Source organism: Arthrobacter sp. BK1, from assembly GCF_056680055.1.
Genome location: NZ_CM155263.1, coordinates 1,405,595 through 1,430,747, shown reverse-complemented (window position 1 = coordinate 1,430,747; position 25,153 = coordinate 1,405,595). Strand labels below are relative to the sequence as shown.

Annotated in this window: 22 protein-coding genes; 12 read left to right on the top strand and 10 right to left on the bottom strand. The window is 64.7% G+C overall.

The annotated features are described in order from the left end of the window. Positions 1-26 precede the first annotated feature (26 nt). From benC to AC1MCA_RS06305, 3 genes are read left to right on the top strand one after another with little or no spacing between them, the layout of a single operon-like run. Entirely contained in the window at positions 27-1,598 is a 1,572-nt protein-coding gene (gene benC / locus AC1MCA_RS06315) for a benzoate 1,2-dioxygenase electron transfer component BenC (RefSeq protein WP_479802002.1), read from the top strand. Then, entirely contained in the window at positions 1,598-2,425 is an 828-nt protein-coding gene (locus AC1MCA_RS06310; protein WP_479802000.1) for a 1,6-dihydroxycyclohexa-2,4-diene-1-carboxylate dehydrogenase, read from the top strand. Before benC ends, AC1MCA_RS06310 begins: the two co-directional genes overlap by 1 nt. A gap of 10 nt (positions 2,426-2,435) precedes the next feature. Further along, entirely contained in the window at positions 2,436-5,318 is a 2,883-nt protein-coding gene (locus AC1MCA_RS06305) for an AAA family ATPase (RefSeq protein ID WP_479801997.1), read from the top strand. 59 nt (positions 5,319-5,377) lie between these two features. On the opposite strand, the gene catC is transcribed toward AC1MCA_RS06305, so the two are convergent. The 4 genes from catC to AC1MCA_RS06285 form a co-directional block, all read right to left on the bottom strand. After that, the gene (catC, locus tag AC1MCA_RS06300) at positions 5,378-5,656 is read right to left on the bottom strand and encodes a muconolactone Delta-isomerase (RefSeq protein ID WP_479801993.1); all 279 of its coding nucleotides are present in this window, start codon (positions 5,654-5,656) and stop codon (positions 5,378-5,380) included. 26 nt (positions 5,657-5,682) lie between these two features. After that, on the bottom strand, positions 5,683-6,786 hold the full coding sequence (locus tag AC1MCA_RS06295) for a mandelate racemase/muconate lactonizing enzyme family protein (RefSeq protein WP_479801991.1): 1,104 nt from the start codon (positions 6,784-6,786) through the stop codon (positions 5,683-5,685). Next, positions 6,783-7,727 (bottom strand): LysR substrate-binding domain-containing protein, encoded by a 945-nt coding sequence (locus tag AC1MCA_RS06290; RefSeq protein ID WP_479801989.1) that lies wholly within the window; start codon positions 7,725-7,727, stop codon positions 6,783-6,785. The genes AC1MCA_RS06295 and AC1MCA_RS06290 overlap by 4 nt, the downstream gene beginning before the upstream one ends. A gap of 129 nt (positions 7,728-7,856) precedes the next feature. Then, complete coding sequence (locus AC1MCA_RS06285) at positions 7,857-9,242, bottom strand: MFS transporter (RefSeq protein ID WP_479801987.1); 1,386 nt, start codon at positions 9,240-9,242, stop codon at positions 7,857-7,859. Between the two features lie 283 nt (positions 9,243-9,525). On the opposite strand from AC1MCA_RS06285, the gene AC1MCA_RS06280 reads away from it, so the two are divergent. Continuing rightward, a complete protein-coding gene (locus tag AC1MCA_RS06280) occupies positions 9,526-10,224 on the top strand; it encodes a maleylpyruvate isomerase family mycothiol-dependent enzyme (protein ID WP_479801985.1) in 699 nt (232 codons plus the stop codon). A 200-nt stretch (positions 10,225-10,424) separates the two neighbouring features. Next, entirely contained in the window at positions 10,425-10,682 is a 258-nt protein-coding gene (locus AC1MCA_RS06275; protein ID WP_479801983.1) for a hypothetical protein, read from the top strand. A 33-nt stretch (positions 10,683-10,715) separates the two neighbouring features. On the opposite strand, the gene AC1MCA_RS06270 is transcribed toward AC1MCA_RS06275, so the two are convergent. Beyond that, positions 10,716-12,143: an alkaline phosphatase PhoX gene (locus tag AC1MCA_RS06270; protein WP_479801981.1), complete on the bottom strand. Its 1,428-nt coding sequence runs from the start codon at positions 12,141-12,143 to the stop codon at positions 10,716-10,718. 252 nt (positions 12,144-12,395) lie between these two features. Beyond that, the gene (locus tag AC1MCA_RS06265; protein ID WP_479801980.1) at positions 12,396-12,761 is read right to left on the bottom strand and encodes a hypothetical protein; all 366 of its coding nucleotides are present in this window, start codon (positions 12,759-12,761) and stop codon (positions 12,396-12,398) included. Positions 12,762-12,936: 175 nt separating this feature from the next. Between AC1MCA_RS06265 and AC1MCA_RS06260 the strand changes: the two genes are divergently transcribed. After that, positions 12,937-13,239, top strand: coding sequence for a DUF4193 domain-containing protein (locus tag AC1MCA_RS06260; RefSeq protein ID WP_108597886.1), 303 nt, complete (start codon positions 12,937-12,939; stop codon positions 13,237-13,239). Between the two features lie 224 nt (positions 13,240-13,463). Then, the gene (locus AC1MCA_RS06255; protein ID WP_479801978.1) at positions 13,464-14,012 is read left to right on the top strand and encodes an AMIN-like domain-containing (lipo)protein; all 549 of its coding nucleotides are present in this window, start codon (positions 13,464-13,466) and stop codon (positions 14,010-14,012) included. Positions 14,013-14,120: 108 nt separating this feature from the next. Here AC1MCA_RS06255 and AC1MCA_RS06250 read toward each other — a convergent pair whose 3' ends face one another. Continuing rightward, positions 14,121-14,597, bottom strand: a complete 477-nt coding sequence (locus tag AC1MCA_RS06250; protein WP_479801976.1) for a DoxX family protein — start codon at positions 14,595-14,597, stop codon at positions 14,121-14,123. 135 nt (positions 14,598-14,732) lie between these two features. On the opposite strand from AC1MCA_RS06250, the gene AC1MCA_RS06245 reads away from it, so the two are divergent. Further along, a complete protein-coding gene (locus AC1MCA_RS06245; protein WP_479801974.1) occupies positions 14,733-15,212 on the top strand; it encodes a Dps family protein in 480 nt (159 codons plus the stop codon). Between the two features lie 262 nt (positions 15,213-15,474). Continuing rightward, positions 15,475-18,333: an aminomethyl-transferring glycine dehydrogenase gene (gene gcvP / locus AC1MCA_RS06240; protein ID WP_479801972.1), complete on the top strand. Its 2,859-nt coding sequence runs from the start codon at positions 15,475-15,477 to the stop codon at positions 18,331-18,333. 333 nt (positions 18,334-18,666) lie between these two features. Here the strand turns inward: gcvP and AC1MCA_RS06235 are convergent, their stop codons facing one another. Further along, positions 18,667-19,209 carry a TspO/MBR family protein gene (locus tag AC1MCA_RS06235; protein WP_479801970.1) on the bottom strand — a complete coding sequence of 181 codons (543 nt, stop codon included), beginning with the start codon at positions 19,207-19,209 and terminating at the stop codon, positions 18,667-18,669. Positions 19,210-19,416: 207 nt separating this feature from the next. Here AC1MCA_RS06235 and AC1MCA_RS06230 point away from each other — a divergent pair, with 207 nt between their 5' ends. From AC1MCA_RS06230 to AC1MCA_RS06220, 3 genes are all read left to right on the top strand, one after another. Beyond that, positions 19,417-20,490, top strand: coding sequence for a lipid II:glycine glycyltransferase FemX (locus AC1MCA_RS06230; RefSeq protein WP_479801968.1), 1,074 nt, complete (start codon positions 19,417-19,419; stop codon positions 20,488-20,490). 88 nt (positions 20,491-20,578) lie between these two features. Further along, the gene (locus tag AC1MCA_RS06225) at positions 20,579-21,895 is read left to right on the top strand and encodes a peptidoglycan bridge formation glycyltransferase FemA/FemB family protein (RefSeq protein WP_479801967.1); all 1,317 of its coding nucleotides are present in this window, start codon (positions 20,579-20,581) and stop codon (positions 21,893-21,895) included. Positions 21,896-21,935: 40 nt separating this feature from the next. Next, positions 21,936-23,423 (top strand): threonine/serine exporter family protein, encoded by a 1,488-nt coding sequence (locus AC1MCA_RS06220; protein WP_108597893.1) that lies wholly within the window; start codon positions 21,936-21,938, stop codon positions 23,421-23,423. A gap of 29 nt (positions 23,424-23,452) precedes the next feature. Here AC1MCA_RS06220 and AC1MCA_RS06215 read toward each other — a convergent pair whose 3' ends face one another. Both AC1MCA_RS06215 and AC1MCA_RS06210 read right to left on the bottom strand, forming a co-directional pair. Beyond that, positions 23,453-24,292: a siderophore-interacting protein gene (locus AC1MCA_RS06215; RefSeq protein WP_479801965.1), complete on the bottom strand. Its 840-nt coding sequence runs from the start codon at positions 24,290-24,292 to the stop codon at positions 23,453-23,455. Positions 24,293-24,306: 14 nt separating this feature from the next. Then, positions 24,307-25,077 (bottom strand): uracil-DNA glycosylase, encoded by a 771-nt coding sequence (locus AC1MCA_RS06210; RefSeq protein WP_479801963.1) that lies wholly within the window; start codon positions 25,075-25,077, stop codon positions 24,307-24,309. Positions 25,078-25,153 lie beyond the last annotated feature (76 nt).

The following is a 25,153-nucleotide window of genomic DNA, read 5'->3' as shown; positions in this document are numbered from 1 at the left end:
GACGCGGCCCCAACCAGGAGGAAACCATGGGCCACAAAGTTGCCCTCAGCTTCGAGGACGGCGTCACCAAGGTCATCAAGGTCGGCGACTACGAGACCGTCATGGACGCCGCGTACAAAGCACGCATCAATATTCCCTCGGACTGCCGTGACGGTGCCTGCGGCACCTGCAAGGCCTTCTGCGATTCCGGCTCCTTCGATCCGGGCGACTACATCGACGACGCTATGACGGAGGATGAGCTCGAAAAGGGCTACCTGCTGACCTGCCAGGCGGTTCCCGAATCGGATCTTGCCATTCAGATCCCCGCCACGTCCGAATCGGCGAAAACGGGAGCCACCACCTTCACCTCAACCGTGAAGGAACTCAACAAGCACTCGGACACCACTGTGTCCTTCACCTTGGAGGTGGAAAACCGGGATGCGCTGGCCTTCCTGCCCGGCCAGTACGTCAACATCAAGGTCCCCGGAACCGACGCGGAGCGTTCCTATTCGTTCAGCAGCGGCCCCGAGGTCCAGGATTCCTCCTTCATGGTGAGGGTTACACCACAGGGTGCGATGTCCGAGTACCTGCGTGACCGCGCAGCCGTCGGCGACAGCATCGAGTTCACCGGCCCGTACGGTTCCTTCTTCCTGCGCGAGCCCAAGCGGCCCCTGCTGCTTCTGGCAGGCGGTACCGGCCTGGCCCCCCTCCTGTCGATCCTCGAGAAGCTTTCCGGGAACCCGGCGTCGGTACCGGTCCACCTGATCTACGGACTGACCCGTGAGGCGGATATCGTCGGGCTCGAGTGGCTGCGGAACTATGAGGCGAAGCTGCCCGGATTCACGTGGGACTACATTGCTTCCGAACCCGGAACCTCTGCCCCCCACACGGGCTATGTCACCCAGATCATTGAGCCCTCACACCTGTTCGACGGCGACGTCGACATCTACCTGTGCGGGCCCCCTCCCATGGTGAACGCCGTGTCGAAATGGCTGGATTCCGAGGGCATCAAGCCCGCCAACTTCTACTTCGAGCGCTTTGCCCCCAAGGAAACCACCGGCGGTGATGCGGAAACTGGCGCGCCGGTACCCGCTGAGAAGATCGCGGCTGAAGGTGACACGATGAGCCGCAGCGAGGCGGTCTCGTCCCTGGAGACCGGCCGTCTTGATTTCCGTAAGGAGGACAGCTTCGCCCAACTCGACGCGCGCATGGGACTGGAGCTTGCCGTGAGCGAGCTGATGCTGGGCCGGTTGAGCGACGAGCAACTGCAGCAGTTCCGCCGGCTCGCCGAAGCCACCACCCGCTTCGTCAATGCCGGCACCATCCAGGAACCGGACGAGTTCGCGCGGACCAATGAGGAGTTCCACGAATACCTCTTTATGGTCTGCAACAACCCCATGCTGCTCGAGTCCTACCGCCGGCTGGACGTCCACGCGCAGATGGCGGCGGCCTTCGAAACGGGAACCAGGATTTTCGAGCGGGTCACCCAGGACCACGTCGATATCGTTGACGCCTTCGAGCGCCAGGACAAAGCGCGGGTCCGGGAAGTCATCATGGCCCACGCCCACGACGCCAAGGAAACCATGGCCGGGGCCATCGACGCCAAGGCCGGACGCTGATGTCGCAGCCCTATGCCGGACAGTTCGTGACGCCCGGCCGGTACGCCGGCAGGGTAGTTGTTGTGACAGGGTCCGCGCAGGGCATCGGCCAGAAGGTGGCCGAGCGCATCGGGGCCGAGGGGGGCGCCGTCGTCCTCGTAGACCGGGCCGAGCTGGTTCATGAGGTGGCGCGCGGGATACAGGAGGCGGCAAATGTTTCCGGTTCCGGCGGCTCCGCCCTCTCCGTGACCGCGGACCTGGAGACCTTCGCAGGAGCACAGCAGGCCGTGGACGCGGCACTGGCCGCCCACGGCCGCGTGGATGTGCTCGTTAACAACGTGGGCGGCACCATCTGGGCCCGCCCGTACGAAGAATACGACGAGGACAAGATCGAGAAAGAGATCCGGCGATCCCTTTTTCCCACCCTCTGGACCTGCCGGGCGGTGCTGCCGGCAATGCTGCAGCAGGGCTCCGGCACCATCGTCAACGTTTCGTCAGTAGCCACCCGCGGGCTCCACCGGGTGCCGTATGCGGCTGCCAAGGGCGGTGTCAATGCACTGACCCAGTCATTGGCGATGGAGGTGGGAGGACGTGGCATCCGCGTGGTGGCGACAGCCCCCGGTGGAACCGAGGCCCCGGCCCGCAAGGTCAAGCGTGGCCCGGAGGCCGAATCCTCCGCGGAGAAGGCCTGGTATCAGGTGATCGTTGACCAAACCGTCGACTCGTCGATTTTTAAGCGGTACGGGACTTTGGACGAACAGGCCGCCCCCATCGTCTTCCTCGGCTCAGATGAGGCGTCATACCTGACCGGAACCATCATTCCTGTTGCCGGCGGGGACCTGGGTTAAGGCCACCGTGATGGAAGCCCGCAGTCAGGTCCGGACGGCCGGCTCCGGTAGAGTTGCGGCCATGACGGCGGGCTCCATCAAAGGCGAATCTTCTGAGGGATTTCCCCTTGCCGGCCGGGCAGGAATCTTTGAGGAACTGCTGGGCATTCTCCGCACGGTCCGTAAGGGCAAAGTGGGCGCAGTTGTGGTCAGCGGCCCATCCGGGTCCGGGAAGACCGCCCTGCTGGAGCTCTTCCTCGAGCACTGCCGCACCGTGGCCCGTGGTGTCCGGGTGCTGTCTGCCATGGGCGACGAATGGGAGGCGCAGTTTCCGCTCGCCGGATACTCCCAGCTGATGCTCACCTCGCCGTTGCGCTCGGCAAAGGATTACGACGGCGGCCCTGCACTGCCCGCGGGCCCCGTTCCGGCTCTCACGGCCGCCCAGGTGGTTAATTACGCTTCCACCCTCAGTACCCACCTCGAAGCACTGCAGGCCCACGGCGGCGTAGTCGTCGCCATCGACGACGTCCACAAACTTGATGTTGAGAGTCTGCGCATCCTGACGTTTGTCATGCGCCGGCTGTACGGAAAACGGGTTCTTTTCGTGCTCACCCTCAACCCCGATGACGCCCTGCGCGTCCCCGGCGGTGTGCTGGACTTCCTGACTGGCCACCAGGTCGCCAGTATCCCGTTGGATCCGTTAACCCCGCAGCAGGTCCAGGATCTCGCGCGGAGGATGCTCGGCCTGGACCTCAGTGCCACGGCAGCACACGGCCTGGTCCAGCACACGCGAGGACTCGCTCAACCGATCGTGGAGCTGCTGCGTGAGCTGCCGGCGGAAACCTGGCAGACCTGGTTTCCCTCGCTGCCTCCGACGTCCCGTGTCCGCGCCCGGGTGCGCAGTGTCCTGGAGGCAGCGTCCCCGGAGCTGGTTGCTGTCGCGGAGGCAGCGTCAGTGCTCGGTCGCGCCGCGAGCATGGCGGAGGTTTCCCAGGTCAGCGGGGTGGAACACATTATGGCAGCACTTGACGAGGGGCACCGCGCCAGGCTGTTGGGGTTGAGTGTTGACCAGGCACGTTCCGCCGTCGCGTTCTTTGAACCGGGCACCGACGCGGCTGTCTACGAACAGATCGCCCCCAGCCGGCGGATCGCGCTTCATCGGCTGGCCGCTGAAGCCGTGCAGCCCGAGGGCGAACGGTTGGGCCACCGTGTCTCCGCCACACCCGGCGCGGATGAGGCCCTTGCCGGGGAGTTGGAGGATTTTGCCCGAGGCCAAGCACTTGTTGGAGCGTGGCAGGACGCCTCGACGGCCTTGTTCTCCGCGTCCCGTCTTTCCCAGGACATACGTTCCCGGAACGACAGGCTCCTGAGGGCGGTGGATGCCCTGGTGGGTTCGGGCAACATTGCGCAAGCCCAAATGTGGATGGCGGCAGTGGACGCGCTGCCGGCCTCGCCGCTTCGCTCCTCCGTATTGGGATACCTCTCCACCGCGTCGGGACAGAACGACAGTGCCCAGACGCAGTTGGAGATGGCCTGGCGCACCTCCAACCCGCAGCGTGATCCAACGGCCGCCGCGCAGGTGGCGCAGCGTTTCGTCCTGCACGGTGTGGCCTCGTGGGACGGGCCGGCCATTACCACGTGGGCAGAACGGGCCATGGAACTTACTCAGCCGGGGACCCCCGCCCACATTGAGTCGGAGGCCATCTACGGCCTGGGCCTGTATGCCCAGGGCCGGCTTTCCGCTGCGGAAGCCTCCTATCGCCGGGCCTTCGAACATGCTTCCGAGAACGCCCAGAAACAACGGGTCCAAATGGGCGCGGGCTGGCTGGCATTGCGCCTCGACAACGTCGAGACAGCGCTGGTGAACTTCGAGTCGGCAGCCCCTACTGAATACCGGGGTGGTTCCATGAGGATTTCGCTGTGGGCCGAGGCCTGGCTGGCCCGCACCCACCTGGTCCTCGGCAACTGGGATGCAGCAGCCGCCACCGTGGCGCGCGCCTCCGTTCGCCTTGAGACTTCGCGGATGCCGCTGATCCGCCCGCTGCTTTATTGGACTGCAGCGGAGCTTTGGTCCATGCGGGGCGACTGGGACCGGGCCCGGTACTACGTGTCGCAGGCAGCTGTGCAGCCAGGAACGTACCGCGCCATGCAGGTACCGGCCACCCTCGCCCGTGCGCGCTTTCACGAGGCGAGGGCGGATTATGAGGGGGCCTTGGCTGTCCTGCAGCCGCTCACGGAGCTGGACCCGTGGACCGAGAACCGGGTGTCCTTCTGGCCTTGGCAGGACACCTATGTCAACGCCCTGGTCATGACCGACCAGCTGGACGCCGCCGACGTTTTCCTCACGGCGTTCGAGCGCGTGCCGCGCGAGCGGGAAGTACCCTCGGATATGGCCCGGATGGCCTGGGCGAGGGGGAGACTGGTGGCTGCGCAGGGAGACCCCGACACTGCCAGGGAGCATTTCGAGGCGTCCTTGGGGCACCTCAGGGGGATCAACCGGCCATATCTGCGGGCGCGGGTCAGTTTTGCGTACGGCCAAAGCATGCGAAGGGCAGGCAAGCGGCGGCTGGCCTCGTCGGTCCTGCGGGCGGCCCGGGACCTCTACGACTCCCTGGGTGCAACCACCTACGTCGAACGGTGCGACAGGGAGCTCAAGGCAACAGGGCTCGACGTCGGGAACCTGCCGGACCCGGCCGACCCCATGCTGACCGCCGTCAGCGACCACCACCTTCAGCTCACGGCACAGGAACGCGCCGTGGCCGAGCTGGTAGCCGGCGGCGCCACCAACAAGGAAGCGGCCCGGACCCTGTTCCTGGCAGAGAAGACCGTGCAGTACCACCTGACCCGGCTTTACCGGAAGATGGGAATCCGCTCCCGCAGCGAGCTCGCCGCCGTGTTCCGGGCCAAGGATTGACACCGGAACACGGCAGGCACTGGCAGCCCCCTGGGCCGTCGATTACTTGATGTCTGGGATTACTTGACGTCAGACGGGTGTTTCGCGAGCGGGACCACGGAGATATCCATGTACGGGAACAGCGGCAGGTTCTGGAGGATCTCGTGGAGTTCATCGTTCGAATCGACGTCGAAGATCGAATAGTTGGCGTATTCACCCACCACCCGCCAGATCTCCGGCCACTTGCCCGAGCGCTGCAGCTCCTGCGAGTAGGCCTTTTCCGTGGCCTTGATCTCCGCGGCTTCAGCAGCGGGAAGGTCTGCGGGCAGGTTTACGTCCATGTGGACCAGATACTTCATGAATGTCCTTTCGGTACAGCGGTTGCTTAGCGGTCGGTGCGGTAGTGCGAGAGCTTTTCCTCATCAACAGCGGTGCCCACACCAGGCCCCTCCGGGACACGGATGCGTCCGCCGGTGATGGCCAAGGGCTCGGCCAAGAGGTCATCGGCCATGTCCAGGTAGTTGGACAGCTCCGCTGCACGCTTGGCCGAATGGGCGAAGGCGGCGCCGAAAACCACCGAGGCCACCGTGCCGACCTGGGTGTCGATCTGGTTGCCGATGTAGACGTCGATGCCCATCCCCTCTGCCATGCCAACAATTTTCGCCGCCTCGGTAAAACCTGACCGGGCTGTCTTCACCGCCAGGAGGTTTGCGCCGCCGGTAAGAATTTCCCGTGCGGCCTCCCCAAGGTTTGCAGCAGACTCGTCCGCGGCGATGGGGATGGGGGAGTTCGTCACGAGGCGACGCCGGCCGAGGACCTCGCGGGCGTCGTCGGGCTCCTCCAGGAACTGCAGGCCCAATTCCGCCGTACGGCGCAGCACCTCGGCTGCCTCATTGGCTGACCATCCGCGGTTTGCGTCCATGTACAGCTCAGCGTCCTCGCCGAGACCTTCCCGGAGTACCCGTGCGGCGTCAATGTCGAGGCTAAGGGGACGGCGGCCGGTCTTGAGCTTGAACGTGTTGATGCCATGGCGCTCGCGGAACTCCAGCGCCAAGGCCAGCAACTCCTGGGCAGGCTTAAAGCCGAGCATGTGGGAGACCCGGAGCGAGTCGGTGTACCCGCCCAGCAGCTTTGTCACCGGCTGACCGAGAGTCTTGCCGATGACATCCCACAGGGCGATGTCCACGGCCCCCTTGGCCGTCTGGTTGTGAATGGTCCGGTGCAGGATTGACTGGACTTTTTCGCGGTCAAAAATATCGACGCCGATCAGCTGCGGAGCGAAAATGTCCTCCACCACCGCCACGATCGACTTCTGCGTCTCACCGTAGGTGTAGGGGCGCGGCGGGGTATCAGCGGTTCCCACCACGCCGTCATCGGTGCGGAGCCTGATCAGCACGTGGTCTGCCTCGTGTACGGAACCGGACGCGAAATGCAATGGATGAAGATAGGGGATCGAGTAGGGAATCGCCTCAATGGCTGCGATCTTCATGAGCGGGAAAGCCTTTCATCAGTGGGAAACGGCAGAGGGCCGGCGGTGGGGCCTTGCGCCGCCGGTGCCGCGGTAGCGGTGACGACGACGTCCAGAAAGTTTTTGAGCAGTGCAGAGTGGTGCCCGCGCATCCAGGCGACGGCGAGCTCCACTTCGGGGACGTTTTCAATTTCGCGGTAGGCCACACCTTCAAGCTGGAAGGCCTGCACGCCGGACGGCATGACCGCCACGCCGCCCCCTGCGGCCACAAACGCCAGCATCGTCGAGGTCTCCCCGACCACCTGCGTGATGCGCGGCTGGAAACCCGCCTGGCGGCAGAGGTCGGCGGTGGTGCGGTAGAGCACGGATTCGGGCGGGTAGGCAATGAAGTCCTGGTCCTGCAGTTCGTGCATCGCCACGGGCTGGTCCACGGCCAGGGCACTGAAGGAGGGAAGCGCGACAATCAGTGGCTCGCGGGCCACGGTCAGGTAGTCGATGTCCTGTGCTGTGACTGGCGGCCGCAGCAACGCGGCGTCCAGAGTACCGTTCCGCAGGCCCGCTTCCATGGACGGCGTGAGCATTTCGCCGTGCAGGGCAAGGGACAGGCCCGGCAGCAGTTGTTTGGCAAGGCGCGCAACCTGGGGCATGACGCCATAGGTTGCCGAGCCCGAGAAGCCCACCCGCAGGACACCGGTTGCGCCCTTTCCCACCTGGTAGACGTCGGCCTGAAGAGTCGCTACGTCATTGACGATCTGACGTCCCCGGTCCAGGAGGAGTTGGCCCGCCGCCGTGAGGTCCACCCTGCGGGTGGTGCGGTTCAGCAACTGGACCCCAATCAGGTCTTCCAGCTGGCGGATCTGCTGTGAGAGCGGTGGCTGGGCCATATGGAGGCGCTTGGCCGCGCGGCCAAAGTGCCGCTCTTCGGCAACCGCGATGAAGTAATTCAGTTGGCGGATGTCCACGGTAGTGCCGTCCTTCAGCTAACCGGCCAGCGACGGTACCGCCCCAGGCTCATTGATTCAAATAATAGCCATAATAAGCCCTACTAGGATATCCGGAAGACGTAATAATGTCTGGGCGGCCGGGGTCCGCTACTTGAGTACCCCGGAAGGTGCGCTGTCCACTGTCCGCCCTTCGGCAATCTCCTCTACTTTGTGTTCGGCCTCCTCAAGTTTCCGCTGGCGGGGTACCAGGACTGTGACCACAGCGCCGAAGAGTGCCACGGCACCGTAGATGTAAAAAGCCGTGGACCCGCCGATGCCGGCAGCTGCCAGCCAGCCTCCGATGATCGGGCCCAGTACCCCGCCCAGCCGGCCCACGCTGGCGCACCAGGCAACGCCGGCCGCGCGGGCATTGGTGGTGAAGTAGTTGGACTGGAACCCGTAAATCAGTACCTGTGTGCCCAGCGTTCCGACGCCGGCGAGGGCAATGAAGGCGAAAAGCAGGGGCAGCGGGAAGCTGAAGGTCATCAGTGCCAGGGAAATCGTGGCCAGCGCGAACGTTGCGGCGATGACCCGCTGGGGTCCGCTCTTGTCAGCCAGGCGGGACGCGAGCAAACCGCCTGCCACTGCGCCAAGGTTCAGGGCGAGCGGGAAGAAGAGGGAGTACGTCCGCCCATAGCCGTAGCCTTCCATGATCTTGGGCAGCCAGGTGTTGAGTCCGTACGTCAGCAGGAGGCCGGAGAAGGACATCAGGGCCAGCAGGACCGATGCGACGGCGAACTGACGGGAGAATACGGCCGCAAAGCCGGTCTTCTGCGGCGCGGCACCGACCTCCAGGATGACCCGCTCCTCGATGAGCGGGACGCCGGTACGCTGTGCTGCGGCCAGGGCCTCCTGTTCACGGCCTCGGGAGAGCAGCCACCGCGGCGACTCCGGGAGCTTGAACCAGGCGATGGGCAGCAGGATGACCAGGGGGAGGGAGCCCAGGATGAACAGCCCGCGCCAGCCGATGCTGTTGAGGAACAGGATGCCGAGGATCGAGGCCATGACCCCGCCTGCCGGGACCCCGGAGTACACGATCGCGTTGTAGAACTGCCGCCTTCCCGCAGGGGCGAATTCAGCCATGGTGGCACCGGCCGTTGCGATAACGACTCCCAGGCCGAGCCCGGTGATAAACCGCAAGGCACCGAAGGCTGGGACGGTGGTGGCGAATGCTGTAACGAACATACCGACGGAGAACCAGGCGATGCCCAGGAGCATCAGACGCCGCCGGCCGAAAAAGTCACCGATGGCGCCGCAGACCAGTGAGCCCACAAGGACTCCGATGAGTGCCCAGGAGCCGAGAAGGCCGGCAGCAACCGCATCAAATGAACCGATCTGGCCCGGGTCGGCAAGCAGCCCCGGAAGGACGGTGCCGTAAATGACGAGGTCGTACCCGTCAAACAGGAGAGCCGTGCAGATGACGAAGGCGACCCAGTTTGCCGTGCGCGCCTCTTTTTGTGGATTTTCGGCGATGACAGCATGCGGTTGTGACATGGTCTCCAAGTCCTTTCTGAGCGAGGTGGAGGCCTGCGGCACCGGGAGGTTCCGAGGGGCCGTCCTCCGAGTGCCTCCAGCCTGACAGACGTGTGACACAAGCCATATGAGGGGAATGCCCGGCTTTCCGCCCGGGGGTCATTCATATGCCGGGGCTCTCAAAAGGCCCGTTTTAGTGGCGGCGGGTCCGTCGGTCTATCCCGTCTCAGTCCAGACGATTTGGGTATGGAACAGCGGCCCGCGAACGGTGGTTCGGGTAGCGGCCCGTGGGTAGGCTGGCACCATGATCAACCCAGCACGCCTCCACTCGGATCTGTCCCGCCTCGGCAGGGAGACGGACATGTTGCTCGCCACCGTCGAGTCCCTTGCCGATGACGAGCTCACCGTTCCCTCGCTGTGTGAGGGGTGGACACGCGCCGATGTTATTGCACACCTCGCCTCCAATGGCCAGGCGCTGGTAAAGCTCATTGACTGGGCGACAACGGGCGAGGAACGCCCCCTCTATGCCTCAAGCGAGGCCCGCTCCCAAGAGATCGCCGCCCTGGCAGCCCTGCCACGGGAGGAGCTCGTTGGGCAACTGCGGATATCCGCCCGGAAATTTGCCGAACAGGCACAACGGCTCAACGGGGAACTCGTGGCGCAAGAGGTGCAAGTGGGCGGCAATGCGGTCCCGGCCACCTCCATTGTGGCCCTCCGGATAGCCGAGGTGGTGGTGCATCACCATGACCTCGCCACAGCCTGGACCATTGAGGAAGCGGATCCGGATTCGCTGCTGAATGCCCTTGAATCCGCAGTGCGGTCGCTGCGTGCCAAGGGTGCTCCGGATATGACCCTGGTGACCGAAGAACGGGACGAATGGGTCATCGGCGACGGCAGACTGCGCGTGGCATCCGACCGCGAAGGCCTGCTTCAGTGGCTGGCTCGCGGAGATGCCGAACATGTAGATGCTGACGGCCCGCTGCCGGTCCTCCCGTCCTGGTGAACTGACCGGCTCCTCTGCTCCCGTTCCGGGGTGGCGAATTTCGCGGCCTCTGTTTCTGGCTGCCGGCGAGGCCTGGACTGGTTTTTGCATCCAGCGTTGTATGCAAAGGAGAACGTCATGTCGGTCATTGAGCAGGTGCGTGAAGGAATGCACGTGGTGGCTCCGGACGGGAAAAGCTCGGCAAGGTCGAGGACCTGAAGATGGGTGATCCTGAGGCCGTGACTTCGGATGGACAGGTCGACCCTGAAACGGGAGGCCTCGTCGGTTCGGTGATCAACGATTTCGCGGAGGCGTCCAAGCTGTCCCACCACACCGCCGAGAGACTGCTGCGAATCGGCTACGTGAAAGTCGACAAGCCCGGTTTGTTCGCTGGCCACGCATACCTGGCCTCGGATGAGCTCGAGCGGGTTGAGGGCGGCACGCTGTGGGTCAAAGAAGGCGTGCACACCGATCGTTGAAGAGGTCTCCGGCTGCAGGACGCCCGGCGGAGATCAGCCGTTGGTGGAAGCAGTCGCGAGGCGCGTCCACGGCCCGGTGATTGCCAAAGTGAAGCCGGGGGACTGGATGTTGGCGAAGAGCCACTTTCCGTCCTTGCTGAAGGCCGGCCCGCAGAACTCGGAGTCGTTGTACTCGTTCCGGGCCAGCGGGTAGGACATGCCCTCGCTTGTCACGCCAACAAGGTGGGTCATGCCTCTGCCGTCTTCGGCGACGATCAGGCCGCCCTGGGGTGCCACCGTGATGTTGTCGGGGCCCTCGAAAACCCGGTCGGGATCCGCGCCGCGGGTGATTCCAAAGCTGGTGGTCAGCGTGATCGACCTCGTGCCGGGGCTGTAGTGCCATACCTGGCCGTCGTGTTCGTTGACTGAACCATCACCCCTGCGGGCGAAGCTCGAGACGAAGTATGCTCCGCCGTCGCCCCACCACTGCCCCTCCAGTTTGTGCGCCCGGGTGACCTCGTTGCCGGAAAACTGCTTCCGGACAGAGGTGGTGCGGGCGTCACGGTCAGGCACGTCCACCCATTCCACTGTGTAGCAGGTGCCAACCGTCGTGGCCTCGGAAAGCTCCTTGATATGGGTGGAGCCAAGGAAGCACTTCATCGCCTGCAGCCGTCCGGCGACGTCGCCGCCGTTGGACATTGCCAGGTCATGGAGGGAGCCCTTGCCGGGGGTGAATCCTGCAGGCGGGGTCCAGCGGAGGTAGAGGCCGTTGGGGTTGACGGCATCCTCGGTGAGGTAGATCTGCGTGGTGGCGGGGTCGACGGCGACGGCCTCGTGGGAGTAGCGGCCCAGGAACTTCAGCGGGATGGCTGCGCGGCCGATGTTGGCCTCGCGGCTGGTGGGGTCCACCTCGAAGACGTAGCCGTGGTCCTTGGTGTTGCTGCCGGTCCCCGCGCGTGCTTCGGTTTCCTCACACGTAAGCCAGGTGCCCCAGGGGGAGATGCCCCCTGCGCAGTTATTGTTGGTGCCGGCAACGGAGGTGTACTGCCCCACCCGGTTGCCCTCGGTATCCACCAGGATGGTGGATGTTCCACCCTTCGCACCGGAATCGTAGGTAAGGCCCTCGACGACGGGAACCGGGTAAGGTTCGGACCCGCCGTTTTCATGGTTGCAGACCAGGACCGAGCCACCGTTGGGAGCGTCGAACACTCCGATCCCATCGGGGTCGGAGGGGTGCACTCCCTCGGCGGTGGACGTCTTCCCGGAACGAGCCAGGATCCTGTAGGAGAAGCCTTCGGGGAGCGCGAGGATGCCCTCCGGGTCCGGGACCAATGTCCCGTAACCGAGGGCGTTGCGCATGGGGGTTGTAGCAGGTCGCGCGAAGGGCGCCAGGCTTCCGGCCACTCCGAAGACGAAGCCCAGGGCAGCCGCGCTGGCACCGGCACCAAGCACGTTGCGGCGGGACGGGAGAGGGGACGACAAGCAAGCTCCTCGGTCAGGGATGGGGCCGTTCGGACCGTGGTTCGAGTGCCCCATCCGCAGAGTGCCCCGGACGCCTGGGTCCGCCGGCTTCGGGACATCATGTCAATACATCGCAATATAGCGCCCCACACCCCTGGCTGGGAGTTTATCGATTGCATCCGTAATGTCCGCCGACCTGCCCCCGGCCGGCATGTGGCTCGGGGACCTCGTTCAGCTTCAGGGGATTGTTGGTTCCGGTGAACTGCCATGCCTTCATGAGGGGTTCCCCTCCGGGTCCGAATCGATCAGTTCCAGGAGTTTCCTGGCGGCATCGCGGATTTCGTCGTGCCCGTGTTGGGCGGCCCGGCTTTCCAGCGAAATGACAGCACACCGGTGGACCTTTTTGAAGTCCCCGAAGGGAAAGCTGACGCTGCCCTTTGTCCCCTCGGACCTGTCGTCGTCCCGGCCAAGGTGCCATTCTGCGAAGTCTGCAAAGCCGTGTTTATCGATGAACGCATTCTCGTCGTCCGCAGAAGGTGCATGCTCGCTCCAGTCATCGCGGACATCGTGTGCAACTTTTCCGGCTTTTACCAGTTTCCGCGCGAGCGTCAATGCTTTGTGGTTGAGTTTGACGGCCATGCTGCCTCCCGGGGGCTACAACGTGGATTGCTTGGGTTTCCAGCGTAATCCCGGGAGTCACTGACGCAATCTGTCTGGTTGCCCACACTATTGCCTAAGTGAGCGCAGTATGCCCTAAACTGCTTCACTGAGGTGCCTGAAATGGTACCGCGCAGCAACGAAAGTGAACCCCGCCATGGCAACCGATTACGACGCTCCACGCAAGACCGACGACGAGTCTTCCGCCGAGTCACTGGAGGCTCTGCAGGCTTCCCGCGGTAGCAATGCCCAGACCGCGGTCATCGACGTCGAGGAGAACGACACCGCCGAAGGAATCGACCTGCCGGGAGCCGATCTTTCCGGCGAAGAGTTGACAGTGGTTGTTGTCCCCGAGCAGTCCGATGAGTTCACCTGCTCCTCCTGCTTCCTGGTCCGCCACCGGTCCCAGGTGGCACGCGAAAAGAACGGCATGAAGTACTGCATCGAGTGTGAAGGCTAGAGCCTCCCGAAAGCCCGGTCCGGCGTCGTTATGATGCATAACGGCGGGGTGCAGATTGGGCGTCAAACGTGTGTCAACGGTCCCAATTGGTGCTGCGGATTAACGCTTGCGTGACCGGAAAATACCCTCCCTAACAGTTGCGCGCCGAAGCGGCAACAGCCCTTAATAAGGCCGCATGAAACTCCTACGCTTGAGCTACCAAATCACTCGAAGGGTGGCCCACAATGAAGAAGTTTCATACGTGGCTGGCGGTCATTTTGATGGCTGCCGGGTTGGGTTTCGTGGCTCCGGGGCCTGCCTCGGCAACCACATCCTATTGCGGGCTCGTATGGGGATCGCTGGCGAAATCAGACAGCGACATGAGCGGCGCACCCGTCACCAACGTCAGGACGGGGCAGCACTACTGCTTCGACCGGATGGTGGTTGACCTCAACGGTTCAGTGGATGGCTATATGGTCCGGTATGTGCCTGCGGTGGTGCAGGACGGTTCGGGATTCAGTGTCCCGCTCCGGGGCAGCGCGTTCCTCCAGGTCAGGGTTAACTCACCGGCCTATGACGACAACGGACAGCCAACGTACCAGCCCAGCAATAAGGCCGAAGTGTCCAACGTTGCGGGATACCAGACCTTCCGGCAGGTGGCCTGGGCCAACAGCTTCGAAGGCTACACAAGCCTCGGACTAGGTGTGCGTGCCAGGCTTCCGTTCCGGGTGTTCACCCTGGACGGACCGGGTTCGGGATCCCGGCTGGTGGTGGATGTTGCCCACTTCTGGTGACAGCCCGCCCGCTGACCGGTGGCCGTTGAGATAGGAAATGGAACCAAAACAGCGGCGCCCTGCCGGAAGACCTTTCCGGCAGGGCGCCGCTGTGGTTTCTGACCGGCGTCAGTCGGCGAACCTTCGCTGGCGCAACGCCGCGCGCAGTTCCTTCCACGCTCCGGTAGACCACAGTGCCCACACCACCAGCACGGGCTGGAAGAACAGCCTCACCAGCCGGGCACGGTCCGTGTTCAAGCCGAACCCGTCCGTTTGAGTCACGTACTGCGAGATGTTCCCGGGAAAGATCAGGATGAAAAAGGCTGCCGCGCACAGTCCTACCGGGACACGGCGTTTGCGGAGGGCGATCAGTGCGGCCCCAAGGCTTATCTCCACCACGCCGGATGCCAGAACCACGAAGTCCTTATCCAGTGGGAACCAAGGCGGGACTTGGGCCTGGAACTCCTGGCGGGCCACGGTCAGGTGGCTGATTCCGGCGAAGACCAGCGAACCGCCCAGCGCCACTGCGGCAACTACCCGCGGAACCGAGACCCTCCCTGCAGGGCGGGTGAGGAGCCTGGCCAGCGCAGTTCTCGTGCTTGTCATTACTGAAAAGTAACATGGCATCCAACCTTGCCTTGGCAAAATTAGTAAGCTCACTGAGAAATCCGCACCTCTCCCGGTCCGCTGCGCCCGCGTGGCTGATAGCGTCGGCAGTACTGGACCGATCGAGGAGGATTCATGAAAGCTTCACCGACCCTGACCAACAATCTGCAGGCCGTTCTTGCTGATCTGATTGAGCTGCACATCCAGGGCAAGCAGGCCCACTGGAACATTGTGGGTACCAACTTCCGGGACCTTCACCTGCAGCTGGACGAAATCGTGGACGCTGCCCGGCAGTTCGCTGACGATATGGCAGAGCGAATGCGTGCCCTTCACGCCCTCCCGGACGGCCGCAGCGCCACCGTTGCCGAGTCCACCAGCCTGGCGCAGTTCCCCGAGGGCCTTATCAACACCAAGGATGCCATCGAGCGGATCGTCGCGGCACTCGAAGCCGCGGTGGGGACCATGCGCAAGGTCCACGACGAAGTGGATGAAGAGGATCCCACCACCGCGGACCTACTGCACGAATTCATCGCCAAACTGGAGCAGTACGCGTGGATGGTGAACGCAGAGACCCTGAAGGCCTCCGCCAGCGTCACCGCACCCGACGCGAAGTAACAATCCTGCGGCCCGGGGCCGCCGCCACTCTCCTGAGCATGACATCAAGAGAGTACGACGGCGGCCCGGGCTGTGGCGGAACGCCCCCTTCCAGCGGCCCCGGCACGGGTGCGCCGCTATTTGCCCGATGGCGTACCGGGTAGGAGAATTGGGCCTGTAGCGGCCGCCGTCAGGCCGGCCACAAGTCAGCAATTTGTACCTTGAATACGCCGTAGGAGCAGTCCTCTCCAGGAATCCCTCGGGCTAATGGATGGAGTTCCTTGTGAGTGTTGATTCAGCCCCCGCCACTTTCGTTGATCGGCATATCGGTGCCCGCCGCCAGGCCGACATCGACACCATGCTTAAGGCCGTTGGCTGCGACTCCGTTGACTCGCTGGTTGATACCGCGGTTCCGCACTCCATCCGGCAGGCCAGGCCGCTCGCGCTCAAGGACGCCCTCAGTGAGGTTGAGGTCCTTGCGGAGCTGCGGAAGCTCGCGGGCAAGAACAGGACGGCTGTGCAGATGATCGGCCAGGGCTACTACGACACCGTGACCCCTGCTGTGATTCGCCGGAACGTCCTCGAAGCCCCGGCCTGGTACACCGCCTACACCCCGTACCAGCCCGAAATCTCCCAAGGCCGGCTCGAGGCGTTGCTGAACTTCCAGACCATGGTCCAGGACCTGGTGGGCCTGCCGATCGCCAACGCGTCCCTGCTGGATGAAGCCACGGCGGTGGCCGAGGCCGTCCTGATGATGCGCCGGGCCAATAAGAACAAGGCAGCGCACGATGGTAAGACCGTGCTGGATGCTGATGTGATGCCGCAGACCATCGCGATCGTGAAGGGCCGCGCCGAGGCCCTGGGCTTCGAGGTGGAGGTAGCCGATCTGTCCAAGGGCCTGCCCGAGGGCGTTATCAACGGCATCGTGCTGCAGCAGCCGGGCGTGTCCGGCCGAGTGTTCAACCACGCAGAGGTCATTGCGGCGGCGAAGGAACGCGGCGCACTGGTCACGGTGGCTGCTGACCTGCTGGCCCTGACTTTGATCACCCCGCCGGGTGAGCAGGGCGCGGATATCGCCGTCGGCTCCACGCAGCGTTTTGGTGTTCCGTTGTTCTTCGGCGGTCCGCATGCGGCCTACATGGCCGTTGCCAAGGGACTGGAACGCTCCATGCCCGGCCGCCTGGTCGGTGTCTCCAAGGACGACGCCGGCGTCCCCGCCTACCGCCTGGCGCTCCAGACGCGCGAGCAGCACATCCGCCGTGAGAAGGCGACCTCGAACATCTGCACCGCGCAGGCGCTGCTGGCCATCGTCTCGTCGTTCTACGCGGTTTATCACGGCCCGGACGGCCTGAAGGCTATCGCCGAACGCGTCCACAGCCACGCCACCACGATCGCCGCCTCGCTTAAGGCTGCCGGCATTGACGTGCTGCATACGGGCTTCTTCGATACGGTGTCCGTCTCTGTGCCCGGGAAGGCTGCAGGCATTGTGTCGGCGGCCGCTGCCCAGGGGATCAACCTGCGCAGCATCGACGAGGACACGGTGGGGATCTCCGCTGACGAGACAACAACACCAGGGATCGTTGCGGACGTTGTTGGGGCCTTTTCCGCGTCCGTCGTCGACGCGACCGCCAGCGCCGGATTCAGCCTCGATGCCGCCGTGCTCCGCACCTCTGAGTATCTGCAGCATCCGGTGTTCAACACGCACCGTTCCGAGACGCAGTTGCTGCGTTACATCCGCCGGCTCTCCGACCGGGATCTGGCGTTGGACCGGACCATGATTCCGCTGGGTTCGTGCACGATGAAGCTGAACGCGACCGCGGAGATGGAAGCCATTTCCTGGCCGGAGTTCGCCTCGATCCACCCGTTCGCCCCGGAGTCCCAGACGGTGGGCTGGCGTGAACTGATCACCGGTCTCGAAGCCGACCTTGCCGAGATCACAGGCTATGACCAGGTCTCGCTGCAGCCGAACGCCGGGTCCCAGGGTGAGCTCGCGGGCCTCCTTGCGATCCGCGGCTACCACCTGGCAAACGGTGATACCCAGCGGAACGTGTGCCTGATCCCGGCCTCCGCACACGGCACGAATGCCGCCTCGGCTGTCCTGGCGGGCATGAAGGTTGTTGTTGTGGCGACGGCTGCTGACGGGTCCATTGACCATGCTGACCTGTACGCGAAGATCGAGGCGCACAAGGATGCCCTGTCCGCGATCATGATCACTTACCCCTCCACCCACGGGGTGTATGACGCGGACGTGACCGAGATCTGCGACGCGGTCCACGCCGCGGGCGGCCAGGTGTATGTGGACGGGGCGAACCTGAACGCCCTGGTGGGGTTGGCGCAGCCGGGCAAGTTCGGCGGCGACGTCTCGCACCTGAACCTGCACAAGACTTTCTGCATCCCGCACGGCGGCGGCGGACCCGGTGTTGGCCCGGTCGCGGCCAAGGCACACCTGGCACCGTTCATGCCCGGTGATGCGAACAAGGCAGCCCACGAGGCCGGCCACGGCGTCGCGATCAGCGCGTCGAACTACGGCTCGGCCGGGGTGCTGCCGATCTCCTGGGCGTATGTGAAGCTGATGGGCGCCCAGGGCCTGACCGAGGCGACCAAGTCCGCGCTGCTGGCGGCGAATTACGTCGCGGCCCGGTTGAATGAGTACTTCCCGGTGCTGTACACCGGTGAGGGCGGTTTGGTGGCGCACGAGTGCATCCTGGACCTCCGCGAACTGACCGCAAAGACGGGTGTGACGGCCGAGGATGTGGCCAAGCGCCTGATCGACTACGGCTTCCACGCCCCCACCCTGGCCTTCCCCGTCGCCGGGACGCTGATGGTGGAGCCGACCGAGTCCGAGGACCTCGCCGAGATCGATTGGTTCATCGACGCGATGATCGCCATCCGGAAGGAGATCGACCAGGTCGCCGCCGGCGACTTCACTGTCGCCGACTCCCCGCTGCGCCACGCACCCCACACGGCAGCCGCCGTCGTGAGCTCCGAGTGGACCCGGGACTACCCGCGCGAACAGGCAGCCTTCCCGCTGGCCTCGCTCAAGCAGGACAAGTACTTCCCGCCGGTCGGCCGCATCGACGGCGCAGCCGGGGACCGCAACCTCATCTGCTCCTGCCCGCCGCTCTCCGACTTCGAAAACTAGGCCAGCGCACCGAGGCCCCCAGGACGCTCTCTCACTTGATGCACGTTTTGACCGGACGCTCTCTCACTTGATGCAGGTTTTGACCTGACGCTCTCTCACCGCTGCTGACGGTCCGGCCGGGCCGTGATCGGCGTGTCCGGCCGCCGCTGCGGCTGCCCTTCGGAGCAATTCAGTTCAGCGGCAATCCCTGGCATGGTGCGTTTCCTCAAGTTTGGAGGTCAAAAGTGAGAGAGCGTCCGCCGAAAACGCGCGTTAAGTGAGAGAGCGTCCGGTGAAACGTGCACCGGACGGTTGGGCGGTCTCGGCCAGTTACACGCACGCGTCCGGGGCCTGTCAGTTGTTCAGGGCAGCCCAAATGTTGAGGCTGGTGGCGAAAACCAGCCATGAGATGTAGGGCAGCAAGAGCAACCCGGCCAGGCGGCTGATGGGACCGAAGTAGAGAACCGTGACCGTGACCGCGACGATCAGGGCGGCGATGATGGCCAGGGCGATCCAGAGTGCAGCTGATCCCAACGACGGATAGAGGCCGAAGAACACCGGCGTCCACGCGAGGTTGAGCAGCAGTTGGACACCGTACGCAATCAGGGCCGGCCTGGACTCTGCAGACCGGCTGCGCCATACCAGCCACGCTGCCACCGCCATGGCCGTGTACAGGAGGGTCCAGGCCGGGCCGAAAACCCAGTTGGGCGGCGACCATGGGGCCTTGTCCGCGGTGACGTACCAGCCGTCCACATTGCTCAAGGTGGCAAAGGCCCCCAACCATGCCACGAAAGCCGAGGCCCCCAGGAACGCCGCCAGGCCGATGACCTGCACGCCCGGCGTGAACTCCCTCCGGGTTGCGGGTCCTTGGCCGGACTTCTCTGGGTGAACCTGCATGCCTCCACCCTTACGAAGCGCGCATCAGGAGTCAAGGCTGCCCGTGCAGGGCCCAGGCAGGACCCGTTCCAGGCCTGGGCCGGGAGGCGCAGAGCCGGCCCGCTGGAAAGCCCGGAGCAGATCAGGCTTTAGACTTGAGGCTATATGTCCGCCCGCAGCCACGCCTCCAGAACAGCGCACAACCCCCTCAGATTGGACACGGCCCCCTTGCGAGAATTCACCGCCCGCTTTGCCACAGCCGAAGAAATTGAGAACTGGGACAAGCACGTGACGGCCAACCCCCATGGCGGCAATATGCTGCAGTCGGCCGCGTACGCGTCGGTGAAGAACGGCAATGGCTGGAGCGCCCGCTTCCTGGTCCTGGAGTCCGCCGGGACCGCCAGCTACAACCTGGTCCTGGAGAAGAAATTCCCTGTCCTGGGCCGCCTCTGGTACCTGATCAAGGGGCCGGACCTCAACTCCGTGGACGATCTCAAGCCGGCGCTGGAGGCCTGCGCCTCCTTTGCCCGAAGCCGGAAACTCAACGTTTTCACCATTAAGGTTGAACCCGATATCGTCGGCTCCCCGGAGGTCCGGGCGCAGCTCGCCGCGGCCGGCCTGGTGAAGGCACCCAACATCCAGTCCAACGACTCCACCGCGCTGCTGGACATCTCGGCTCCGGAGAGCCAGGTACTCCGCGCCATCTCGTCCCGGGCACGCAATGCGATCCGCCGCGCCGAACGGGAAGGCTGCGAAGTGGTGCAGCAGCCGCAAGGCCCGGAAACATACCGTGCCCTCTATGACCTGATGGCCGATACCGTCAACGCCAAGGGCTCCATGCCGCTGCGCAGCCTGGAGTACTACACCCGGTTCTGGGACGAATTCTGCAACCGCGGCCAGGGCAGCTTCTTCTTCGTCTACGAGAACGGCAAGCCCAGCGTCGGCGCCTTCGTGATCAACTACGGGTCCAAAGCCACCTACAAAGACGGCGGCTCAACCCAGAACCGCAAACAGTACGGCGACTCCCACCTGGTCCAGTGGGCGGCGATCCGGCGGATGCAGGAACTGGGCTGCACCGAATACGATTTCTGCGGAACGCCTCCCGCCAGCCAGATCAAGGACAAGACCCATTCCCTTTACGGCATGGGCATGTTCAAAACGAGCTTCACCAAGACGGTCACCGATTTCGTTGGCTGCTACGACTACGTGCTGGCTCCGGTCAGGCATGCCTTGTGGGTCAAGGGCGCAGAACGGATCTTCCGGCGGCTTGAAACCGCACGCACGGGGCGTCAGTTCTACTGACAGCGCACACAGTCCACCAGACCATTCCCACCACCAAGCGTCCGCGCCTGCCCCAGACGGCAGCACAGCGATAGATGAGGTTACTTCCGTGAATCCCACCAAAGCCGGAACCGGGCTCGAGTTCGGCGTCCTGAGCGATGCCGAGTTCGAGACGTTCTCCGTCAACCACCCGCAAAGCAGCTTCATCCAGTCCGCTGATTTCATCCGCTTCCAGCGCGCCCGCGGACAGGACGTGGAACTGTTCGGTGTCAGGCGCGACGGCGAACTCGTCGCTGCCGGCAAGCTGAACTACACCACCAACCGGTTCGGCTACCGTGTGTGCGAGTGCGCCAAGGGCCCCCTCATGGACTACACCGACTCCGCCCTGGTCAGTGACGTCGTCGGACTTCTCAAAGGACGCGCAGCGGACCGTAAGGCCGCGGAACTGCGGATTTCCCCCAACCTGCCGTTTATCGCCCGTGATGCCGACGGCGCCGAACACCCGGAAATCGCCGATAACAGGCCGCTGGTGTCCGAACTGGGCAGGCTCGGCCTGGCGCACCAGGGCTCGGACATGAACTTCGCCAACGTCAACTGGATGTTCATCAAGAAACTGGATGGCATCCAGGACTCCGAGGAACTCATCATGGGCACCAGCTACCGGACCCGGAAGGCCATCCGGAAAGCTGAAAAGAACGGCGTGTTCCTGGAGCAGGCCACGCTCGAAACCCTGGATGAGTTTTACGACGCCCTGAGCACCGCCGGCGATGAGAAGGGCTTCATCTACCGGGAGCGCGAGTACTACGAACAGCTCCTGCGGACCACATCGGCCGAGTTCACCAAACTCATGATGGCCAAGATCGACATCCCCGCCTACCGGAAATCCATCACCGAACGCCTGGAAGCAGAGTCGGCCTCCGCAGCCGAACTGCGCCGCGAGGTCGAAGAGACCGGCAGTAAAAAGAAGGCCAACCGCCTCAAAGTGGTCCAGGACCTCGTGGACAGCTATGAGCGCAGCCTCAAGGACATCGAACGGTTCCCGGACTCCGTAGGCGTGGCCACCGTGGCCGCCATCCACTTTGTCTGCTTCGGCGACGAAGTGACGTGCGTGATCGGCGGCACCAAGCAGGACTACATCTACTTCAACGGCGCCACCTCGCTGTACTGGGGCATGATGCTCCACGCACTGGAAAAGGGCTACTCGCGCTACAACTTCTACGGCACGTTCGGCATCCAGGGACAGGACGAAGAAGGCCACGGCGGCTACGAGTTCAAGAAGGGGTTCGGCGGGGACGTGGTCCAACTGGTGGGCGACTTCGTGATGCCGGTCCGGCCGCTCGTCTTCCAGGCGAACCGCGTGGGCCGGGCAGCCGTGGCCGCGGCGCGGACCCTGCTCGGCAAACTGCCCCTGAAACGCCAGGCGTAACCCTCGAAACACCAGCCAACCCTCAGGGAGGAGGACCAGCGTGACCAACCGACGTGACGATCCGCGGGGCAGGGCCGCCACCGACGGCCTGCCGAAAACCGAGCGGCTGACGCCCTCCCAGATCGGCCAGGACGCCGCCGCCAAACGGATGCTGCGCCGCCTGGTCCAGGGGGAGCACCCGCCGACGGCGCCGATGAGCATTGTGGACAGGCTCGCCGGGAGCCCATACGCCAACCCGATGATCCAGGTGGGGGGCGTGGACACCTCGGCGCGGAAGACCCTCGATTTTGCCCTGCACCTGGCCGAGACCATGTTCCGGTATGGGGCTGGGGCCCTTGAGGTGGAGACCAGCATCATCGCCGTCACGGCGGCGCTGGGCCTGAAAAACATCGAGGTGGACATTACCAACCAGTCCGTGGCCATCAACTACGCGCCCAAGGACCAGCCGCCGATCGCCCTGCTCCGCGTGGTGCGCTCCTGGACCAACAACTATGCCGGGCTGGCCAAGGTGCACCGGCTCGTGACCGACATCGTGGCGGGGGGAGTGGGCCGGGATGAGGCCATCCGCCGGTTGGATGAGGCCATCACCAGCCCCAAACCGTTCCCGCGCTGGATGGTCACTGTGGCCTTCGGCGTCTTCGCCGCCGCCTTCGTCGGGGTGCTGGGCGGCGGCCCCGTGTCCTCGGCCATCGCCTTCGTGGCCAACATCGGCGTGAGCCTCCTGGCCCGCCAGCTGGGCCGGTGGCGGGTTCCTGACTTCTTTACGACGGCGGCCTGCGCGTTCGCTGTCACCCTCAGCGCGCTGCTGCTGTGGCGTTTTGACCTGACCACTTCGCCGGCCATTGTGGTGGTGGGCGGCATCCTGCTGCTCCTGCCGACAGGCCGGCTTGTCTCGTCAGTCCAGGATGCCATCAACGGCTTCCCGGTGACAGCGGCCGGACGGTTCCTCTCCACGCTGCTCACCTTCGGCGCAATCGTGGCCGGCATCGCCGTAGCCTTCGTGGTGGGTGCGATGACCGGAATGCAGCCCATCAGCGTCACCCAGACCTTCCCGCCTGCCTACGACCTCTGGGTCCTGGTGATCCTGACCGCCGTCGCCGTGATCGCCATCGGCATCACCGAGCAGACGTCCTGGGAGCTGCTGCTGCCTACCGCTGCCGTGGGGGTGGCCGGCTACTTCGTGCTGTTGGGCGCCGGGCAGCTCGGCGTCGGCGACCGGTTCTCCCCGGCGCTCGCCGCCGTCGTCATTGGCCTGCTGGCAAGGGTGGTGGCACTGAAGATGGGCGCTCCACAGCTGGTGGTGGCAGTCCCGGCGGCCCTCATTCTGCTGCCCGGGCTGACCATTTTCCGCTCGATGTACGTGCTGACCATCGAGGAGTCCGAAATCCTGCTGGGCGCCGGCGGGATGCTCAACGCCGGCGCGATTGTCCTGGGCTCGGCAGGCGGAATTGTCCTTGGCGACACCCTTGCCAGGCCGCTGACCCGCAGCCTGGCCAGCAATGAGCGGCGGCGGGCCCGCCGCCGCTGACCGTCCCGGGCGGCCGTCAGAGTCCGCCGTCAGATCTGTCCGACGGGGAGCTTCTTCTCGGCCTGGAAATCATCCTCCACCCGGCCCTTGGCCCAATATCCGGACAGCGACACCTGGCTGCGTTCCAGGCCGCGCCGCACAAACAGCACGTCCCGCAGGGCCTTCATGTAGCCGCGCTCTCCGTGCGCAAAAACATCCACCCGTCCGTCCTGCCACTGAGCATCCGCCACGGCCGAGACCAGGAGGTCGCCGTCGCCGGCCGGGACGCCGTTGCGGAAAAGCCAGCTGACCTGGATTCCCTGCGGCGCTGCGATCGGCTGGATATCGGCCCCGCTGTCCACCTCCAGGAATGCCAGGCCGCGCGCCTCAGGCGGCAGCGCCTCGAGGGAGGCGGCGATCGCCGGCAGCGCGGCCTCGTCCCCGGCAAAAAGGTACCAGTCGGCGTCGGGCGACGGGTTGTAGCCGCCGCCGGGACCCGTGAAGGTGATCGCGTCCCCGGGCTGTGCAGCAGCAGCCCATGGCCCGGCCAGTCCCTCGTCGCCGTGGATCACGAAGTCAATGGCCAGTTCCCTGGCCCCGGCGTCCACCCAGCGGACCGTGTACGTGCGGGTAAAGGGCCACTGGGCGCGGGGCATGGTTTCGCGGATGGTCCACAGGTTCAGCGGCTGGGCGTAGTCAACCCCCGGCTGTGGGAAAACGATCTTGACGTAGCGGTCCACGAAGCTGTTGTTGACGAAATCGGCAAAGCCGTCGCCGCCTGCAATGATCCGCACCATATGCGGTGAGAGCTGTTCGCGGCGGATCACTGTGAGGTCGATCTGCGGGCGGGATTTCCTGGAGGCGCTTGTGGCTGCGGGGACTGTGCTCATAAGGCAACCCTAAGCTAAGGGGCCGGGGGGAGCTCCCAGGTTACGCCCGGGCATCCCTGTTCACGCAGGAGTCCGTTGATCCGGCTGAACGGCCGGGAGCCGAAGAAGCCGCGGGACGCTGACAGTGGGCTGGGGTGAGCGCTGGACACCACCGCTGCACCGGACAGGAGCGGCCTGACGCTCTCCGCATCCTTGCCCCACAGCACCGCAACAAGCGGGGCCCGGACGCCGTCGGGGGTGCGCCGGGTGGCAACGGCGGTAACTGCCGCCGTCGTGACGGCTTCCCACCCCTTGCCCCGGTGGGATCCTGCGCTGCCGGCGCGTACGCTCATGACGCGGTTCAGCAAAAGCACCCCCTGGTCTGCCCAGGCGGACAGATCGCCGTGGACGCGGGCGGGGATGCCGAGATCGGCCTCCAACTCGCGGTAGATGTTCGCAAGGCTCCGCGGAATGGGCCGGGTCCTGGCATCAACAGCGAATGACAGCCCGACGGCGTGGCCCGGCGTCGGGTAGGGATCCTGGCCTACCACCAGGACCTTCACGCCGGCCAGCGGCTGCCGGAAGGCACGCAGGACGTTCGACGGCGAGGGGAGCACTTGGTGGCCGGCGGCAACTTCCGTTGCCAGGAAGGCGAGAACGCTGCGCAGTTGAGGCTCAACGTCAGCCAGCGCCGCCGCCCAGTCCTCAGCCATCAGCTCGCGCAAAGGCAGTCCGGCCATCTCCGCGAAGCCCAGGGTGTCTGCCGGGTCCGTCTCCAGCTCAAACAAAGCGTCAGATTCAAACACGCTCCCATTCTCGCAGGGAAGCGGGCCCGTCTTTTGGATTATTGGGAAGGCGGTGGCACTGCCGGCGCGTTGAGGG

Coding starts and splice junctions, on each gene's coding strand:
- AC1MCA_RS06250 (WP_479801976.1), bottom strand. CDS start 14,597: ATGACAAGCACGAGAACTGCGCTGGCCAGGCTCCTCACCCGCCCTGCA.
- AC1MCA_RS06245 (WP_479801974.1), top strand. CDS start 14,733: ATGAAAGCTTCACCGACCCTGACCAACAATCTGCAGGCCGTTCTTGCT.
- AC1MCA_RS06280 (WP_479801985.1), top strand. CDS start 9,526: ATGATCAACCCAGCACGCCTCCACTCGGATCTGTCCCGCCTCGGCAGG.
- AC1MCA_RS06265 (WP_479801980.1), bottom strand. CDS start 12,761: ATGGCCGTCAAACTCAACCACAAAGCATTGACGCTCGCGCGGAAACTG.
- AC1MCA_RS06215 (WP_479801965.1), bottom strand. CDS start 24,292: ATGAGCACAGTCCCCGCAGCCACAAGCGCCTCCAGGAAATCCCGCCCG.
- catC (WP_479801993.1), bottom strand. CDS start 5,656: ATGAAGTATCTGGTCCACATGGACGTAAACCTGCCCGCAGACCTTCCC.
- AC1MCA_RS06305 (WP_479801997.1), top strand. CDS start 2,436: ATGGAAGCCCGCAGTCAGGTCCGGACGGCCGGCTCCGGTAGAGTTGCG.
- AC1MCA_RS06260 (WP_108597886.1), top strand. CDS start 12,937: ATGGCAACCGATTACGACGCTCCACGCAAGACCGACGACGAGTCTTCC.
- AC1MCA_RS06255 (WP_479801978.1), top strand. CDS start 13,464: ATGAAGAAGTTTCATACGTGGCTGGCGGTCATTTTGATGGCTGCCGGG.
- AC1MCA_RS06310 (WP_479802000.1), top strand. CDS start 1,598: ATGTCGCAGCCCTATGCCGGACAGTTCGTGACGCCCGGCCGGTACGCC.
- AC1MCA_RS06235 (WP_479801970.1), bottom strand. CDS start 19,209: ATGCAGGTTCACCCAGAGAAGTCCGGCCAAGGACCCGCAACCCGGAGG.
- AC1MCA_RS06275 (WP_479801983.1), top strand. CDS start 10,425: ATGGGTGATCCTGAGGCCGTGACTTCGGATGGACAGGTCGACCCTGAA.
- AC1MCA_RS06285 (WP_479801987.1), bottom strand. CDS start 9,242: ATGTCACAACCGCATGCTGTCATCGCCGAAAATCCACAAAAAGAGGCG.
- benC (WP_479802002.1), top strand. CDS start 27: ATGGGCCACAAAGTTGCCCTCAGCTTCGAGGACGGCGTCACCAAGGTC.
- AC1MCA_RS06295 (WP_479801991.1), bottom strand. CDS start 6,786: ATGAAGATCGCAGCCATTGAGGCGATTCCCTACTCGATCCCCTATCTT.